This is a genomic window from Blastococcus sp. SYSU D01042 (genome assembly GCF_054050515.1).
The window spans coordinates 537102-554047 of sequence record NZ_JBJGZM010000001.1 but is presented as its reverse complement, the minus strand read 5'-3'; the positions used below and the strand labels follow the sequence as shown (position 1 = coordinate 554047).

Genomic DNA, 16946 nt, shown 5'->3' with positions numbered 1-16946 from the left:
CAGGGCCGGGCCGGTGGTGCCGGTCGGCGTCCGCGCATGGTCGGGGCATGCGCCGATCCGCTCCGCTCCTGCCCCGCCGTCCGCTGCTCCCGCGCCCCGGAGGTGCCCGGTGACCTGGCGCCTCTGGCTCCCCCTGGTCGTCCTCTGGATCGTGGTGGGTCTCGCCGCGGTCTTCTTCCTGCTGCACCGGCGGGGATTCCGGGAGCCGCTGTGGTACCTCATCGGCGGGGTGCTGGGGCCGCTCTTCGTCCCGATGGCCGTGGAGCGGTCACGGCGCCGCACCGGCGTCGTCGAGCGGCGACCGGCAGCCGACGCCTCGGGGGCCGGTCCCGGCGAGGGCATCACCCTGGTCGTGGGGGTCGACGGATCGCCGGAGGCCGATCGAGCACTCGCCGATGCCGCGCTGCTCGCCGCACCGGTGGCCGCCGCCCGGATCGTCCTCGTCACCGTGATCGGCGTGGACGAGGCGGAGGGGACGGACGGCGAGGCGCGCGAGCGGGCGCGGCGCCTGTTGGCGGACGCCGAGGCCCGGCTGCCCGCCGGCGGGGGTCCGGTCGAGATGCGGGTGCTCAGCGGCCGCCCGGCCTCGGCGCTGGCCGACGCGGCAGCCGGGGAGGCCGCGGCCGTCCTCGTCGTGGGCCGCCGCGGCACGGGGCTGTCCCGGGCGCTGCTCGGGAGCGTCGCCGAGCAGCTGGGCCACGAGTGCTCGGTACCGGTGCTGCTCGCCGGACCGGTGACGGCGCCCCCTCGGTAGCGACCGCGGGGGCCACCGTCAGACCTCCTCGGGTGGCGGCCTCCGCGTGAGCAGGTCCGCGCCGCGGGTGCCCTCCACCACCGGCGCGCGGGACCGCCAGGCCGCCTGGGCGATCTCGTAGCCGGCGATGGGCACGGTGAACAGCTGCAGCGCGATGGCGATCAGCAGGATGGCGACCGCGGTGCCGCTCGGTGCCAGGACGACGACTCCGAGCAGCACCGACACCAGGCCGGCACCGGCCGCCTTGGCCACGGCGTTGGCCCGGTTGTAGACGTCCGGCAGCCGCAGCAGGCCCACGGCGGCCACCGCCATGAGCACCGCACCGAGGACCACGAACACGTCGCCGACGACCTCCTGCACCGTCATGACGACCGCCCCCGTCCCGCGAGGCGGGCGAAGGCGACGGTCGCGAGGAAGCCCACCAGTGTGGCGACCAGCACGAGGTCGAGCATCGCCGGCGCCTCGAGCCGGACGGCGAGCAGCGCGATGCCGGCGATGACGACGGCGAAGCCGAAGTCCACGCCGAGCGCCCGGTCGACGTCGTCGGGACCGGCCGCGACGCGGAAGGCCGCCACGACCAGGCAGATCGCGAGCACGACGAGCGCCGCGTCGAGCAGGAACACGGCGGTCACCTCCCAGGGCTGTCGGGGGCGGGGGACGGTGGGGTGCGGTGCGGCCGGGTGATGGCGAGCAGCCGGCGGTCCAGGTCGAGGAGCTCGTCGCTCAGGACGTCGGGGTCGGCGGCGTGCATCCCGTGCACCAGCAGGCCCTGACCGTCGTCGCTGAGGCCCAGGGCCATGGTGCCCGGGGTGAGGGTGATCAGGCTCATGAGCGAGGCGAGCTCGGCCCGGCCGTGGTCGGCCACCGGGATCTGCACCACCGCGGGGGCGAGCCCGCTGCCCGGGGTGAGGATCTCCCGCGCGACGGTGACATTGGCCCGGGCGAACCGCACGGCGTACCAGCCGGCGAAGCGCACCGCGAGCACCGCGCGCCGCCCCGGTGCCCGGCTCACGGGGACACCGCCCGGACGTAGGCGCCGGTGTCGACCAGCCCGTCCGCCGCCGCGGCGGACGCCGACAGGAGGGGCTCGGCCCAGATGCCGAGCACGAGGGCCGGGACCGCGAGCAGCAGGGCGGGCGCCACCAGCGCCGGTCGCACGCGGGACCGCACCGCCACGTCACCGCCGGCGGGGTCCTCCTCGGCCGGCTGCCAGAACGAGGTGTTCCAGATCTTCAGCATGGACGTCAGCGTCAGGAGGCTGACCGCGACGACCGCCGCGAGGGCGACGTAGCTGCCCTCCTCCGCGGCGGCCGAGGCCAGCCCCAGCTTGGCGACGAAGCCTGACAGCGGCGGGATGCCCACCAGGGCCAGCGCCGAGACGGCGAACGCGACGGCCAGCACGGGTTCCCGCTGCATCAGGCCACGCACGCGGTCCAGGGAGCCGGTCCCGTACCCGACCTCCACGGCCCCGGCGCACATGAGGAGCGCGGCCTTGACGAAGACGTACTGGACCAGGAAGAACACGGCGGCGGCGAGCCCCGCGGCGGTGGACAGGGCCAGGCCCACGAGCACGTACCCCACCTGGCTGACCATGTGGAAGGTCAGCACCGGCCGCATCGCCTTCTCGCCGACCGCCCCCAGGACGCCCACCACCATCGTCGTGACCGCCACGGTCATCAGCACCCAGGCGAACCGCGGGTCCCCGTCGAAGACCACCGACCACAGCCGGACCAGCGCGTAGACGCCGACCTTGGTGAGCAGGCCGGAGAACAGCACGGTCACCGCCGGCCCGGTGGCCGAGTAGCTCGTGGGCAACCAGCTGTGCACGGGGACCACGGCCGCCTTGGCGCCGAGGGCGACCAGCACGACGGCGCCGGCCGCGGCGGCGGCCGGCGAATCGGCCGCCGACCCCGCGAGCTCGCCGAGGTTGACGGTGCCCGTCACGCCGTAGAGCAGACCGACCCCGGCGAGGAAGACGGTGGAGGCCAGCAGGTTCACCGTCACGTAGACGCGGCCGGCGCCCAGCCGCCGCCCGCGGCCGGAGGCCACGAGCAGCACGTAGCTGGGCAGCAGCATGACCTCGACGAAGACGAAGAGGTTGAACAGGTCCGCGGTGAGCACGGCACCGTAGACACCGGCGGACAGCACCAGCGCCAGGGGCAGGAACCAGGGGTCCTCGTCCTCGCCGGTGGCCGCGGCGTAGGCGGTCCCGGCCAGCACGAGCAGCGCCGTCACCAGCAGCATGAGCGCCCCGAGGACGTCGGCGACGAGGGTGACCGCGATGCCGGCCGGCCAACCGCCCAGCCGGAGGACCGGGAGCCCCCCGTCGAGGGCGCCGGCCAGCAGGACGGCGCCCACGACGGCGACGCCCGCGCTCACGCCCCAGGTCAGCGCGCGCGCGAACGGCCGGGCCAGGTCGCGGACGAGCAGCAGCACGGCGGCGGCGGCGAGGGGCGCGACCACGGCCGTCCCGAGCAGGGCGCTCACCGCGCCACCTCCTCGCCGGCGGGCGCCTCGGCGTCGGGGTCGGGCGTCCCGTCCTCGGTCGCGTCGGAACCCGCGCGCACCAAGGCCAGCAGGTAGACCGTCACCGCGAAGGCGATGACGATCGCGGTCAGCACGAAGGCCTGCGGGAGGGGATCGGCCGTGCGCGCCGGCTCGGACCGGCCCACGAGCGGTACCTCCCGGCGGTCCATGCCGCCCGCGGCGAGCATCAGCACGTTGACGGCGTGACCGAGCAGCACGAAGCCGAGCACGACGCGGACCAGGCCGCGCTGCAGCACGAGGTAGGCGCCACCCGCCACGAGGACGCCGACGGCGAGCGCCGCGGTCACCGGGCGACCCCGGTGCCGGAGGGCGCATCCGCGACCGGCGCGCCGAGCCGGTCGAAGGCGGCGACGAGCAGCCCCAGCACCAGCAGCAGCACGCCGAGGTCGAAGACGACCGCGGACCCGATCCCCACCGCCGAGAGCACCGGCACGGAGTACGGGGTGAGGAAGGCGTCGCCCCACAGCACCGGCACGAGCCCGCTGCCCAGCGCGACGACCAGCCCGGATCCCACGAGCGTCACCGGCTGGAGCAGCCGGGGGAGACCCGGGAAGCCGTGCGCCACCTGGTGCACGCCCACGGCGATGCCCGCGACCAGCGCCGCGATGAAGCCCCCGCCCGGCTCGTCGTGGCCGCGCCACAGCAGCCACGCCGACAGCACCGCCATGCCCGGCACCAGCACCCGGGCGGCGACCTGCAGCACCAGGCCGGGATCGGGGCTCCCGGTGCGGACCGACGGGGCGCGCCCGCCGCCCGGGGTGCCCGCACCCAGGAGGGCGAGCAGCCCCAGGGCGGCGGCTCCGAGGACGACCGCCTCGCCGAAGGTGTCGATGGCGCGGAAGTCCACGAGGATCGTGTTGACCACGTTGCTGCCTCCGGTCTCGGGCACGGCGGCCCGGAGGTGGTAGGCGCCGGCGTCGGAGATCTCCCGCCGTCCGGTCAGCGCGTACGTGCCGGCCGCGGCCAGCGCACCCAGCGCCAGGGCCAGCGCGCCGGTGCCCAGCACGCGGGGCCGCGAGCCGCGGGGCAGGTGCAGGGGGACGCGGCGCAGCACGAGGACGGCGACCACCGTCGTCAAGATCTCGACGAGCACGAGGGTGAGGGCCACGTCGGGCGCGCCGGTGAGCAGGAACCACACGGCGACGACCAGGCCGACGAGCCCGATCAACCCCAGGGCGCCCAGCACGGACCGGACGAGCACGGCCGCGAGCACGGTGCCCGCGAGCAGGGCGAGGACCGGCCAGTCCAGCGGCCCCACCGTCGCGCGGGGCGCCGGCAGGCCGTCCACGGTCGCCACCGCCGCGACGCCGAGGACCAGGAGCACGAGCAGCGGCCGGACCAGGTGCGGCGCGGGAGCGCTCGCGCGGTCGGGGCGGCCGATCGCCGACCCGAGGGCGAGCAGGCCGTCGTGGGCCCGGTCGAACCACCGGCCACCGTCGGGCAGCCGGAGCCGCTGCAGGGACCGGTCCACCGGTGCCCGCGCCAGGAACAGCGTCGTCCCCACCGCGATGGTGATCGCCGACATGAGCAGCTCGGGGCTCAGCCCGTGCCAGAAGTAGAAGCGGACGTCGACGACCGGGACGACGTCGGCGGCCGCCCGGGTGACGAGCGGGTCCAGCCAGCGGATGCCGGGCCCGAGCGCCAGGCCGGCGACGGCGCTCACGGCAGCCGGTGCGAGGAAGGCCGGCGACGGCTCGTAGAGGTCCGGCTGGCGGGTCGGGCCCCCGAAGGCGCCGTGGAAGATCCGCAGGCCGTAGGCGAAGGTGAGCGCCGAGGCGACGACTGCGAGCCCGCCGGTCACGGGTCCCGCCCACGGCGCGAAGTCGGCCTGCAGCGCGCCCTGGAAGAGGTACTCCTTGCTGACGAAGCCCAGCAGCGGGGGCACCCCGGCCATCGAGAGCGCGGCCAGACCGGTCACGGCCGCCGTCACGGGCATGACCCGGCGGAGCCCGGAGAGGTCCCGGATGTCCCGGCTTCCGGTCTCCTTGTCGATGATCCCGACCAGCATGAACAGCGTCGCCTTGAACAGCGCGTGCGCGAAGGTGTGCAGCATGGCGGCGGCCAGGGCGGTGGACGTGCCCACGCCGGTGACGGCGATGAGCAGGCCGAGCTGGCTGACCGTCGAGTGGGCGAGGATCGCCTTGAGGTCGTGCTCGCGGAGGGCCATGAACGCCCCGATCACGGCGCTGGCCAGGCCGACGGTGACCAGCAGCGCCGACCACGCGGCCTCCCCGGCGAACAGCGGGGAGGTGCGCATGAGCAGGTAGACGCCCGCCTTGACCATGGTCGCGGCGTGCAGGTAGGCGCTGACGGGGGTCATGGCGACCATCGCCCCGGGCAGCCAGAACTGCAGGGGGAACTGCGCGGACTTGGTGAACGCGGCGGTGGCGACCAGCAGCCCGATGACGGGGGCCAGGGGGGAGGCCAGCACCGCGTCCCGCTCGGCGAGGATCGTGCCCAGGTCGGTGCTGCCGACGATCCCCACCAGCAGCACGACGGCCACCAGCAGCGCCAGCCCCCCGGCGGCCGTGATCAGCAGCGCTCGGCGGGCGGGTCGGATGGCGACCGGTCCGGCGGTGGCGACGAGGAAGAACGAGCAGACGGTGGTGAGCTCCCAGAAGACGTAGAGGACCACGACGTCGTCGGCCAGGACCAGGCCGAGCATGGCTCCCGCGAAGACGGTCAGCAGCCCGTAGACGGTGCCGTTGGCGCTGTCCCGGCCCAGGTACCGGGGGCAGTACGCCATGATCAGCGCGCCCACGCCCAGCACGATGATGCAGAAGAGCCCCGCGAGGCCGTCCAGGCGCAGGGAGAACGCGGCGTCGCCGAGGGAGGGCAGCCAGGGGCGGGAGAAGGTGACGGCGCCTCCGTCGCCCACGGTGGGAGCCGCCGTCGCCAGCAGACCGCCGACGGCGAGGAAGCCCGCGGTGAGGACGTACCCGGTGGCGGGGCCCAGCCGGCGGGCGAGCAGCGGTGCCAGGACGGCCAGCGCGGCCATCGCCCCCAGGGCGACGACGAGGATCACGCGGGCAGGCCGACGGCGACGGTCAGGCGGTCCACGGGCTCCTCGATGCGACGGCGGGCGGTCGTTCGGCCAGGAAGATCTCCCGGCCGGGCCGTCGCGCAACCTGCAGGACCGGGACACGTCGGCGGGTCGGTGCCTGCCGGTGTCCGGCAGCGGCGCGTCATCAGAAACCGCCGCGCAGGCGCAGCCGGAGCGGCCGGCCGTCGGGGTCGACCAGCACCCGGTAGACCGGCGTCGCCCACAGCCGGGTGAGGCGGCCGAGCTTCTCGGGCCGGTGGGGTCGCAGCCGGCCCGGCGGGCGGGGCCCGCGCCTGCCGCCGTCGTGCCAGGCGGCCAGGGCCGCCGCGCGCGCCTCCAGCTCGGCCACGAAGCGGTCGGGGTCGATCACCAGCTCGTCGTCGGTCCCGTCGGCGGCCAGGTCCAGGTGCTCGCGGGCCAGGGCCAGCCGCAGGTCGCGGGCGAAGGTGCGCGCCCCGTCGCCGGCACCTCCCGGGTCGCGGGGCTCCCGGTCGTCGCGCGTCGTGTCGAGGACGGCGGTGGACAGCTCGCTGTCGTGGGTCCACGAGCGGCGGTTGAAGTTGTCGCTCCCGATGCTGGCCCACACGTCGTCGACGACGCACACCTTGGCGTGCACGTAGACCGGCGTGCCCGCGTGGTTCTCGACGTCGAAGACGTGCACCCGCTCCTCGCCCCCGGCCCGCACGCACAGGTCGATCGCCTGCCGGCGGCCGACGTACTGCGGCGTCGCGTTGAACGACCCGCTCTGGTCGGGCAGCCGGGGCACCACGACCACCAGGTGCAGCTCGGGGTTGGCCTCCAGGGCGTCGGCGAACAGCTGCGCGACCTCGGAGGACCAGAGGTACTGGTCCTCGAGGTAGATCACCCGCCGCGCCCGCTTCACGGCCTTCGAGTAGCCGCGGGCGATCGAGCGCTCGCCGTCGGGGGCGAAGTCGTACGGCGGCCGGATCTTCGGGTAGCTGCGCAGCGTCTGCACCAGGTGCGGGCCGCACGGGGGCGGCGGGGGCAGCTCCGGCGGCAGGGGTTCGGCCTCCAGCCGCGCCCGCCGGAACCGGTCGATCAGGTAGGAGATCGGGTTCCCGCTGTCCGGGTTGGTCGGGTCGGCCCAGCGCTGGCGGAACACCGTGTCGAGCACGCCCACGGCCGGTCCGCGGATCTCCGCCTGCACGTCGTGCCAGGGAGGGGTCGGGCCGTAGGCGTCGGACATGGCCACCGCCTGCGGGTCCCCGCCGTGCTCGCCGTCGTCGCGGCGGCTGTGGCACAGGTCGATGCCCCCCGCGAACGCGACGTCGCGGGAGGGGTCGGCCGGGCAGCGGATGACCACGATCTTCTGGTGGTGGCTGCCCGCGCGGCGCACCCGCTGGTCGAGTATGACCTTGCCGCCGTCCTCCTCGATCTCGACGTCCAGCGCCCGGTTCTCCTCCGCGCTGAAGGACATCGCGTCGGTGTGCGAGCGCCAGACGAGGCCGCGCACGTCTACCCCGCGGTGGGAGGCGGCGCTGAACAGCTCGTCCACCGTCGGGCCGTCGAGGCGCAACCGCTCGTCCGGGTCGCCCCGCCAGTCGGTGAACCACACGCGGTCGCCCTCGCCGAGGGCCTCCACCTCCTCGACCAGCCGGTCGAAGTAGGCGACGCCGTGCACCAGCGGCCGGACGAGGTTCCCCTCCGTCCACGCCGGGAGCCCACCTGCGGGGTTGCCGCGCTCCTCCGAGGTCAGCAGCCACTCGCCGGGGTCGTCCACCGGGTGATCCCATCCTGCGGGAAAGCCGGACGCAACCGCCGGGGTCTTGGCCCGCGCCGGTAACCTCATGCCCCGTGGCCCTCGTCGTCCAGAAGTACGGCGGCTCCTCCGTCGCCTCCGCAGAGCACATGAAGCGTGTCGCCGAGCGGATCGTCGCCGCGAAGAAGAACGGCGACGACGTCGTCGTCGTGGTCTCGGCGATGGGCGACAGCACCGACGAGCTGCTCGACCTGGCCGGCCAGATCACCGACGAGCCGCCCGGCCGCGAGCTCGACATGCTGCTCACCGCCGGCGAGCGCATCTCCATGGCCCTGCTGGCGATCGCCATCTCCACGCACGGCTACGAGGCGCGGTCGTTCACCGGCTCGCAGGCCGGCGTCATCACCACCGGCAGCCACGGCAAGGCCCGCATCATCGACGTCACCCCGGGGCGGCTGCGGTCGGCGCTGGACGAGGGCTCGATCGTCATCGTCGCGGGCTTCCAGGGCGTCAGCCAGGACACCAAGGACATCACCACGCTGGGCCGGGGCGGTTCGGACACCACCGCCGTCGCCGTCGCCGCCGCGCTGGACGCCGACGTGTGCGAGATCTACACCGACGTCGACGGCGTCTTCACCGCCGACCCCCGCATCGTCCCGAACGCCAAGCGGCTCGACACCATCACCTACGAGGAGATGCTCGAGCTGGCCGCGTCCGGGGCCAAGGTGCTCATGCTCCGCTGCGTCGAGTACGCCCGCCGCTACGGCATCCCCGTGCACGTCCGCAGCTCCTACTCACAGCTCCCCGGCACGACCGTGGCCGGCTCGATGGAGGACCTCCCGGTGGAACAGGCGATCATCACGGGCGTCGCGCACGACCGCTCCGAGGGCAAGATCACCGTCTTCGGGGTGCCCGACCGGCCGGGCGAGGCCGCCCAGCTGTTCCGCGTCCTGGCCGACGCCGAGATCAACATCGACATGATCGTGCAGAACGTGTCGGCCGAGGCCAGCAAGCTCGCCGACATCTCCTTCACGCTGCCCAAGAGCGACGGCCCGACCGCCCTGGCCGCCCTGGAACGCGTGAAGCACACCGTGGGTTACACCGGCGTGAGCTTCGACCAGCACATCGGCAAGGTGTCGCTGGTCGGCGCCGGCATGCGGTCGCACCCGGGCGTCTCGGCCAAGTTCTTCGGCGCCCTGGCCGATGCCGGCGTGAACCTCGAGCTCATCAGCACCTCGGAGATCCGCATCTCCGTGGTCTGCCGCGACACCGACGTGGACATCGCCGTCCGCGCGGTGCACGACGCGTTCGACCTCGGCTCCGACGTCGAGGCCGTCGTCTACGGAGGGACCGGGCGATGAGCTCGTTCAGCGACAGCGGCCTGCGGGTCGGCATCGTCGGCGCGACCGGCCAGGTGGGCCGGGTCGTGCGCGACATCCTCGCCGAGCGGGAGTTCCCGCTCGCCGAGCTCCGCTTCTTCGCCTCCGCGCGCTCGGCGGGCACCACCCTGCCGTGGGCCGGTGGCGAGATCACCGTCGAGGACGCCGCGACGGCCGACCCGACCGGCCTGGACATCGCCATCTTCTCCGCGGGCGCGACGACCTCCCGCGCCCAGGCGCCGCGGTTCGCCGCCGCCGGCGTGACGGTGATCGACAACAGCTCGGCCTTCCGGCGCGACCCGGAGATCCCGCTGGTCGTCAGCGAGGTCAACCCCGGCGACATCGCCAAGGCCCACGGCCGGATCATCGCCAACCCGAACTGCACCACCATGGCCGCGATGCCGGTGCTCAAGCCGCTGCACGAGGAGGCCGGCCTGGTCCGGATCGTCGCCAGCACCTACCAGGCGGTCTCCGGCAGCGGCGTGGCCGGCGTCGAGGAGCTGCACGGGCAGGCGAAGGCCGTCGTCGACAAGGCCGACGAGCTCACCCACGACGGCTCGGCCGTCCCGTTCCCGGAGCCGCAGAAGTACGTGCGGCCGATCGCCTTCAACGTCGTCCCGCTCGCCGGGTCGATCGTGGACGACGGCACGTTCGAGACCGACGAGGAGCAGAAGCTCCGCAACGAGAGCCGCAAGATCCTCGGCCTGCCCGACCTCAAGGTCTCGGGCACCTGCGTGCGCGTGCCGGTGTTCAGCGGCCACTCGCTGTCGCTGAACGTCGAGTTCGAGCGGCCGATCTCGGTCGAGCGGGCCACCGAGCTGCTGTCGACCGCGCCCGGCGTGGAGCTCTCCGACGTCCCGAACCCGCTCCAGGCCGCCGGCGCCGACCCGAGCTACGTGGGCCGCATCCGGCAGGACCAGAGCGTCGACGGCGGCCGCGGGCTGGTGCTCTTCGTCAGCAACGACAACCTGCGCAAGGGTGCCGCCCTCAACACCGTCCAGATCGCCGAGCTGATCGCCGCCCAGCGCTGATCTGCTTTTCCGCGGTAAGGCGGGACGCCTTACCGCGGAAAAGCAGGGTCAGGGCTCGACGTGGCGGAGGGCAAAGGCGAGGGCGGCCTCGACCTGGCGGATGGTCTCCTCGATGACCAGCGAGCCGTGGCCGGCGTCGAAGCGGTACACCTCGTGCTCCTTGCCGAGCTCCTCGAGCCGGGCCAGGTAGTTGTCGATCTGACGGATCGGGCAGCGCGGGTCGTTCGCGCCGGCCACCACCAGCACGGGTGCGGCCACGGCGTCGACGTAGGTGATCGGCGAGGAGCGCACGTAGACGTCGCGCACCTCGTCCGGTGAGCCGCCGAACAGCGCGCGGTCGTAGGCGCGCAGGCCCTCCATCTCGTCCTCGTAGGCGGCCAGGTAGTCGGCCACCGGCACCTCGGCGATGCCGGCCGCCCAGCGCTCGGGCTGGGTGCCCAGGCCGAGCAGGGTGAGGAAGCCGCCCCACGAGCCGCCGGACAGCAGCGCGCGCTGCGGGTCGACGACGCCCTCGGCGACCAGTGCGTCGTACACCGCGCCGACGTCCTCGAGCTCGGTGAGCCCGGGGCGGCCGGTGAGCGCGTCCCGCCAGGCCGAGCCGTAGCCGGTGGAGCCGCGGTAGTTCACGTGCACGACGGCGTAGCCGGCGTCCACGTAGGCCGCCCGCCGGGCGCGGTAGGAGTCGTCGTCGGCCGCCTCCGGGCCGCCGTGCACCAGGAACGCCGTCGCGTACGGCGCCGAACCGGCGGGGCGGACGAGCAGCGCGTGCACGTCGCCGCCGGGGCCGGGCACCCAGCGGTCCTCGACCGGGTAGGCCGCCGGCGGCTCCTCCTCCGACACCTGCAGGACGACGGGGCCGTCCGCGCGGCGGATCACCGGTGGCTTCTCCGCGTTGGACCAGGCCAGCTCCACGGTGCCGTCGGGGCGGGCGGTGGCCCCGCGGACGACGCCGGTCGGGGTGTCCAGCTTCTCCAGCGCGCCGCTGGCCAGGTCGTAGCGGTACAGCTCGGTGCGGGCGGCGTGGTCGTGCCCGACGAGCAGCGCCGTCCCGTCGGGGTACCAGCCGGCCGAGACGTCGCCGGGCAGGTCCAGCACGATCTCGGTCTCGGTGTCGGCCGCGACGTCCCAGATGAGCAGCTCCTCGCGGCCGCGGCGCTCGTGACCGACGAGCAACCGGGTGTCGCCGGGCAGCGGGGCGAACTCCGAGGCGTGCAGGCCGCGGCCCTCGCCGTCCCACTTCTCCGCGACCACGGCCGGTACCTCTTCGGTGGTGTCGGAGGTGCGCAGCACGCGCAGCGCCGGGTAGCGCGGGTCGCCGTGCTCGGAGTGCGAGACGACCAGCAGGTCGCCGTCGTGCGTGAGGGCGTCGACGGACGCCGGGTCGGCGTGCCGGTAGACCACCCGCGGCGTCCCGCCGCGGGGCGCCAGCCAGAGCTCGCTGCCGTCGTCGGTCGAGCGGCCGATCGCGACGACGTCGTCACCGATCTCGAGCCCGGCGGGGTAGGCGGGACCGACCTCGGGGACGGCGACGGTGTCCCCGCCGCCGCCGAAGGGCTGGGTCATCCAGACGCCGAACTCGTCGCCGTCGGAGTCGGCGAACCACCACACGGTCTCGCCGTCGGGGCTCAGCGTGCCGATGAGCGTGCCGTTGGGGCGGTCGGTGACCTGCCGGTGCGTGCCCGCCTCGCGGTCCCAGGCGTACTGCTCGATGACGCCGCTGACGTCGGAGGCGTAAAGGTTGCGGTGCGGGGCGTCGAACGCCCAGTCCGGCAGCGAGACCCGCGGCGCGCGGAACCGGGCCTGCCAGCGGGCGGTGACCTCGGGGGGAAGGGCGGGGGACGGGGTCTGCTCGGCGGTCACCCCGTCATCTTCCACCGGCGCCGGCTCCCGTCGCCGCGGCACCCTGCTCCGCGCCGTCGACCACGTCGTCGCCGCGCCGGTGCTCGGCGGCGGCGTCCCGGACGTCGCCGATCAGCCGCTCCAGCACGTCCTCGAGCGCCACGAGGCCGGTGGTCCGGCCCTCCTCCACCACCCGGCCCAGGTGGGTGCCGGCGCGCCGCATCGTGGCCAGCACCTCGGGCAGGGCGGCACCGGCACCGAGCTCGACGAACGGGGTGAGGTGCTCGTCGGCGATCGGCCGGTCGCGCGCCCCGGCGTCGAGGACGTCCTTCACGTGCACGAACCCGAGCAGGTGGGCACCCTCCCCGCGCACCGGGTAGCGGCTGTACCCGTGCTCGGCCACCACTGCCTCCAACTGGCGGGGCGTGGTGCTGCGCGGGACGGTGACGACGTCCTCGATCGGCAGCAGGACGGCGTCGATCTCGTGCTGCTCGAAGGTCAGCGCTCCGGCGGCCAGCTCCCCGACCTCGGCGCCCAGCCGCCCCTCACGCCGGGACTGCGTCACCATCGAGGCGATCTGCCCCTGGTCGAAGCTCGCCGCCACCTCGTCGGTCGGCTGCACGCCGAAGAGCCGGACGAAGGCGTTGGCCAGGGTGTTGAAGAACCGGATGAACGGCCGCAGCACCCGGACCAGCGCAGCCAGCGGCGGGCCGAGCACGAGCGCGGCGCGGTCCGGGCCCGCGAGGGTGATGTTCTTGGGCACCATCTCGCCCAGCACCATGTGCAGGACGGTCACCAGGGCCAGGGCGATCGCCAGCGAGACGGGGTGCAGCAGGCCCGCGGGCACGTGCGCGGCCTCCAGCGGCACCTCGATCAGGTGCGCGATCGCCGGTTCCCCGACCGCACCCAGCCCCAGCGAGCACAGGGTGATGCCCAGCTGCGCGCCGGCCATCATCTCGCTGACGTTCCGCATGGCCGCCAGCGTCCTCACCGCCCGCTGCGAGCCGGCCTCGGCGCGGGGCTCGATCTGGTCGGCGCGGGTGGATACCAGCGCGAACTCCGCCGCGACGAAGAACGCGTTGCCCAGCAGCAGGGCGACGAGCACCAGCAGGCTGACGACGGTCATGCCCGGACCTCCTCGCGCAGCAGGTCACCGGCGACGTCGTCGGCCGGCCGCAGGTGCACCCGGACGCGGGCCACCCGGCGGCCCTCGACGGTCTCGACGGTGAGCTCGGCGTCGTCGAGGCCCACCGTGTCGCCGGGCTCGGGCAGCCGCTGCAGGTGCTCGGCCAGGAACCCGGCCACGGTCTCGTAGCGGCCCTCCGGCACCCGCACGCCCGTGCGCTCCTGCACCTCGTCGGGCCGCAGCAGGCCCGACACCACCCAGGTGTCGCCGTCGACCCGGCGCAGCGTCCGCAGCGGTCGGTCGGTCTCGTCGGCGATCTCGCCGACCAGCTCCTCGACGATGTCCTCGAGCGTGACCACGCCGTGGGTGGCGCCCCACTCGTCGACGACGAGCGCGAGCTGGAGGCCCTGGTCGCGCAGCAGGTCCAGCAGCCGTTCCAGGTGCAGCGACGAGGGGACGGCGAGCACGGGGACGGCCAGCTCGCCGGCGGTGCGCGTTCCGCGCTCCTCCTCCGGGACCGAGACGGCGTGCTTGACGTGCACGACGCCGGTCACCTCGTCGAGGTCGGCGCCGTAGACGGGGAAGCGGGAGTTGCCCGACTCGACCGCGGCGGCGATGACCTCGGACGCGGTGGCGCTGGACCGCAGCGTCCACAGCCGGGTGCGGGGGGTCATGACGTCGCTGGCGAGCTTGCCGCCGAGGCCGAGCGAGCGCTGCAGCAGCCGGGCGGCGACGGGGGAGAGGTCGCCCTCCTCGGCGGACCGCCGGGCGACGGACACGAGCTCCTCGGCGCCGCGGGCGGTGTCCAGCTCCTCGCGCGGCTCGAAGCCCAGCCGACGGACGATCCAGTTGGCCAGCCGCTGCAGCGCCCCGACGACCGGGCCCGTGACCCGGGTGAAGGCGCGCATGCCGGGCGCGACGAACCCCGCCACCGCGAGCGGGTCAGCGATCGCCAGGTTCTTGGGGCCGAGCTCGCCGAGCAGCATCTGCAGCGTGGTCGCCACCGCGATGGCCAGGGCCAGCGCGACCCCGGTGGCCGTGGCCTGCGGCAGCCCGAGCGCTTCGAGCGGGTCGTGCAGCAGCTGACCGATCGCGGGCTCGGCCAGGTAGCCGACCACCAGCGTGGTGATCGTGATGCCGAACTGCGCCGCGGACAGCTGGGTGGACAGCGTGCGCAGCGCCCGCACGACCGACCGGCCCCGTGCGTCGCCGTCGGCCGCCGCCTCCTCGGCGCGGCCGCGGTCGACGGTGGTGAGGGAGAACTCGGCTGCGACGAAGAAGCCGGTGAAGGCGGTGAGCACCACCGCCGCGAGGAGGAGCAGCCATTCGGTCATCGGGCACCCCCGTGCCCCCGCGGGAGTGCGCCCAACCGGACGGGCCGGGAAACGACCCAGGGGCCGCCATCGGCGGCCCCTGGGTGCTGGTCGGGGTGACAGGATTTGAACCTGCGGCCTCGTCGTCCCGAACGACGCGCGCTACCAAGCTGCGCCACACCCCGAGGTGCGCTGGACGAGTCTAGCGCTCCCTCCCGCCGGCCCGTCCGCCGGGTCGGCCCGGCTAGGAGGCGTCCCGCGCCGTCAGCGTGAGCAGCGTGGCCTCCGGCGGGCAGGCGAAGCGGACCGGCGCGTACGGGCTGGTGCCCAGGCCCGCGGAGACGTGCAGCCAGGTCCCGTTCGGCCGGCCGTCGGCCGCCCCGGCCCACCGGTGCAGCCAGCGGACCCGCTCCCGGTCGATGCCGCAGTTGGTGACCAGCGCGCCGTAGAACGGCACCCGCAGCTGGCCCCCGTGGGTGTGCCCGCACAGCAGCAGGTCGTAGCCGTCGTGGGCGAAGCGGTCGAGCACCCGCGGCTCGGGGGAGTGGGCCAGGCCCAGGCGCAGGTCGGCCGCGGGGTCGGCCGGCCCGGCCACCACGTCGTACCGGTCGCGCTGCAGGTGCGAGTCGTCGACACCGGCGAGGACGATCCGCCGGCCGGCCACCTCGAGCTCGCCGGCGGCGTTGGTCAGGTCCAGCCAGCCGCGGTCGAGCATCCCGTCGCGCAGGTCCCGCCAGGGCAGCTCGGTGCCGTGCACCCGCTTGTGGCCGGGGAAGAAGTACTTGAGCGGGTTCTTCGGCCGCGGCGCGTAGTAGTCGTTGCTGGCCAGCACGAAGGCTCCGGGCCGGTCCATCAGGGGGGCGAGGGCCTCCAGCGTCCCCGGCACCGCGTCGAAGCCGGCCAGGTTGTCGCCGGTGTTGATGACCAGGTCGGGCTCGAGCGCGGCGAGCGAGGCGACCCACTCCCGCTTCGAGCGCTGGCCGGCCGTCATGTGCAGGTCGGACAGGTGCAGCACGGTCAGCGGGGCCGACCCCGGGGCCAGCACCGGCACGTCGAAGCGGCGCAGCGTCCAGCGGGTGCGCTCGTAGAGGCTCGCGTAGGCGAGCACGCCCGCCCCGGAGGCGACGGCGGCGGTCGGGACGGCGGTGTACCAGCGCACGTCCTGGAGCCTACGGGCGCACGCCCCGGGGACGTCGTGCCAGGCTGGATGCGTGAGCGACCTGAAGAAGCAGCTGCGCGACGACCTGACCACCGCCATGAAGGCCCGGGACGAGCTGCGCACCGCGACGCTGCGCATGGTGCTGACCGCCGTGAGCGCCGAGGAGGTCTCCGGCAAGGAGGCCCGCGAGCTCGGCGACGACGAGGTCCAGGCGGTGCTGCGCCGCGAGGCGAAGAAGCGCAAGGAGGCCGCCGAGGCGTTCGCCGGGGCCGGTCGCGCCGAGCAGGCCGAGCGCGAGCGGGCGGAGGGCGCGGTGCTCGCCGACTACCTGCCGGCCCAGCTCGAGGACGCCGACCTGGCCGCGATCGTCGCCGACGTCATCACCCGCACCGGCGCGAGCGGCATGAAGGACATGGGCAAGGTCATGGGCGCCGCGAACGGCGTCGTCGCCGGGCGGGCGGACGGGGGGCGCGTCGCCGCCGAGGTCCGCCGCCAGCTCGGCTGAGCCGGGCCCGACCGGTGGACCCGGCCCCGGTCACCGTCCGGCGCTTCGAGGCCGGCGACCTGCCGTGGTTGATGGCCGGTGCCGCCCCGGGGGACCGCCGGCACCACGAGGAGAGGTCCGGGATGCAGGAGCGCGGCGAGGCGACCTACCTCGTCGCCTGGCGGGACGGCGTGCCGTGCGGCCGGGTCACCCTGCTCCACCGCTCGAAGTACCCGTCGGTGCGCGCGGTGCTGGGCGACGTGCCGGAGCTGAACGCGCTGAAGGCCACCCCAGTGAGGCTCGGCACCGGTGCGCGGCTCGTCGCGGCGGCCGAGACCCGCGCACGGACGATGGGCGCGGCGCGGGTCGGGCTCGCCGTGGCGCACGCGAACACGGGTGCCCGGCGGCTCTACGTCCGGCTGGGGTACGCCGAGTGGGCGCACGGCGACGTCGTCGACCGGTGGCCCGAGCGGGATGTCGACGGCACGGTCGTCCGTGAGCACGCCGATCCGTGCGGCTACCTGGTCAAGGACCTGACCTAGCGACCGCGG

The 16946-nt window shown here is 74.7% G+C and carries 16 protein-coding genes and 1 tRNA gene; 5 read left to right on the top strand and 12 right to left on the bottom strand.

From position 1 onward, the window contains the following. The first annotated feature begins 109 nt into the window (after window positions 1-109). Window positions 110-754, top strand: a complete 645-nt coding sequence (locus ACI79H_RS02840; protein WP_456552853.1) for a universal stress protein — start codon at window positions 110-112, stop codon at window positions 752-754. An 18-nt stretch (window positions 755-772) separates the two neighbouring features. Here the strand turns inward: ACI79H_RS02840 and ACI79H_RS02835 are convergent, their stop codons facing one another. The 7 genes from ACI79H_RS02835 to ACI79H_RS02805 all read right to left on the bottom strand — a co-directional run bounded on the left by ACI79H_RS02835 (window position 773) and on the right by ACI79H_RS02805 (window position 8085). Next, window positions 773-1120 carry a cation:proton antiporter gene (locus ACI79H_RS02835; protein WP_456552852.1) on the bottom strand — a complete coding sequence of 116 codons (348 nt, stop codon included), beginning with the start codon at window positions 1118-1120 and terminating at the stop codon, window positions 773-775. Beyond that, entirely contained in the window at window positions 1117-1386 is a 270-nt protein-coding gene (locus tag ACI79H_RS02830; RefSeq protein ID WP_456552851.1) for a monovalent cation/H+ antiporter complex subunit F, read from the bottom strand. Before ACI79H_RS02830 ends, ACI79H_RS02835 begins: the two co-directional genes overlap by 4 nt. Then, complete coding sequence (locus ACI79H_RS02825) at window positions 1383-1766, bottom strand: Na+/H+ antiporter subunit E (protein WP_456552850.1); 384 nt, start codon at window positions 1764-1766, stop codon at window positions 1383-1385. The genes ACI79H_RS02830 and ACI79H_RS02825 overlap by 4 nt, the downstream gene beginning before the upstream one ends. Further along, complete coding sequence (locus ACI79H_RS02820) at window positions 1763-3241, bottom strand: proton-conducting transporter transmembrane domain-containing protein (RefSeq protein WP_456552849.1); 1479 nt, start codon at window positions 3239-3241, stop codon at window positions 1763-1765. Before ACI79H_RS02820 ends, ACI79H_RS02825 begins: the two co-directional genes overlap by 4 nt. After that, a complete protein-coding gene (locus tag ACI79H_RS02815; protein WP_456552848.1) occupies window positions 3238-3588 on the bottom strand; it encodes a sodium:proton antiporter in 351 nt (116 codons plus the stop codon). Before ACI79H_RS02815 ends, ACI79H_RS02820 begins: the two co-directional genes overlap by 4 nt. Continuing rightward, window positions 3585-6326: a hydrogen gas-evolving membrane-bound hydrogenase subunit E gene (gene mbhE / locus ACI79H_RS02810; RefSeq protein ID WP_456552847.1), complete on the bottom strand. Its 2742-nt coding sequence runs from the start codon at window positions 6324-6326 to the stop codon at window positions 3585-3587. Before mbhE ends, ACI79H_RS02815 begins: the two co-directional genes overlap by 4 nt. A gap of 163 nt (window positions 6327-6489) precedes the next feature. Further along, a complete protein-coding gene (locus ACI79H_RS02805; RefSeq protein ID WP_456552846.1) occupies window positions 6490-8085 on the bottom strand; it encodes a phospholipase D family protein in 1596 nt (531 codons plus the stop codon). Between the two features lie 74 nt (window positions 8086-8159). On the opposite strand from ACI79H_RS02805, the gene ACI79H_RS02800 reads away from it, so the two are divergent. Beyond that, on the top strand, window positions 8160-9425 hold the full coding sequence (locus tag ACI79H_RS02800; protein WP_456552845.1) for an aspartate kinase: 1266 nt from the start codon (window positions 8160-8162) through the stop codon (window positions 9423-9425). Further along, window positions 9422-10474 carry an aspartate-semialdehyde dehydrogenase gene (locus tag ACI79H_RS02795; RefSeq protein WP_456552844.1) on the top strand — a complete coding sequence of 351 codons (1053 nt, stop codon included), beginning with the start codon at window positions 9422-9424 and terminating at the stop codon, window positions 10472-10474. Before ACI79H_RS02800 ends, ACI79H_RS02795 begins: the two co-directional genes overlap by 4 nt. 48 nt (window positions 10475-10522) lie before the next feature. Here ACI79H_RS02795 and ACI79H_RS02790 read toward each other — a convergent pair whose 3' ends face one another. From ACI79H_RS02790 to ACI79H_RS02770, 5 genes are all read right to left on the bottom strand, one after another. Next, window positions 10523-12334 (bottom strand): prolyl oligopeptidase family serine peptidase, encoded by a 1812-nt coding sequence (locus ACI79H_RS02790; RefSeq protein ID WP_456552843.1) that lies wholly within the window; start codon window positions 12332-12334, stop codon window positions 10523-10525. 4 nt (window positions 12335-12338) lie between these two features. Then, window positions 12339-13439 (bottom strand): hemolysin family protein, encoded by a 1101-nt coding sequence (locus tag ACI79H_RS02785; RefSeq protein WP_456552842.1) that lies wholly within the window; start codon window positions 13437-13439, stop codon window positions 12339-12341. After that, entirely contained in the window at window positions 13436-14773 is a 1338-nt protein-coding gene (locus ACI79H_RS02780) for a hemolysin family protein (protein ID WP_456552841.1), read from the bottom strand. The genes ACI79H_RS02785 and ACI79H_RS02780 overlap by 4 nt, the downstream gene beginning before the upstream one ends. Before the next feature lie 87 nt (window positions 14774-14860). Then, window positions 14861-14937 (bottom strand) — tRNA-Pro (locus tag ACI79H_RS02775). A gap of 59 nt (window positions 14938-14996) precedes the next feature. Further along, window positions 14997-15911, bottom strand: a complete 915-nt coding sequence (locus ACI79H_RS02770) for a metallophosphoesterase (RefSeq protein WP_456552840.1) — start codon at window positions 15909-15911, stop codon at window positions 14997-14999. A gap of 52 nt (window positions 15912-15963) precedes the next feature. On the opposite strand from ACI79H_RS02770, the gene ACI79H_RS02765 reads away from it, so the two are divergent. After that, complete coding sequence (locus tag ACI79H_RS02765) at window positions 15964-16416, top strand: GatB/YqeY domain-containing protein (RefSeq protein ID WP_456552839.1); 453 nt, start codon at window positions 15964-15966, stop codon at window positions 16414-16416. 14 nt (window positions 16417-16430) lie between these two features. After that, a complete protein-coding gene (locus ACI79H_RS02760; RefSeq protein ID WP_456552838.1) occupies window positions 16431-16937 on the top strand; it encodes a GNAT family N-acetyltransferase in 507 nt (168 codons plus the stop codon). The last annotated feature ends 9 nt before the right edge of the window (window positions 16938-16946 follow it).

Excerpts from the sequence above, each read along its gene's own strand:
- ACI79H_RS02835 (WP_456552852.1), bottom strand. The coding sequence starts at position 1,120 with ATGACGGTGCAGGAGGTCGTCGGCGACGTGTTCGTGGTCCTCGGTGCG.
- ACI79H_RS02795 (WP_456552844.1), top strand. The coding sequence starts at position 9,422 with ATGAGCTCGTTCAGCGACAGCGGCCTGCGGGTCGGCATCGTCGGCGCG.
- ACI79H_RS02785 (WP_456552842.1), bottom strand. The coding sequence starts at position 13,439 with ATGACCGTCGTCAGCCTGCTGGTGCTCGTCGCCCTGCTGCTGGGCAAC.
- ACI79H_RS02780 (WP_456552841.1), bottom strand. The coding sequence starts at position 14,773 with ATGACCGAATGGCTGCTCCTCCTCGCGGCGGTGGTGCTCACCGCCTTC.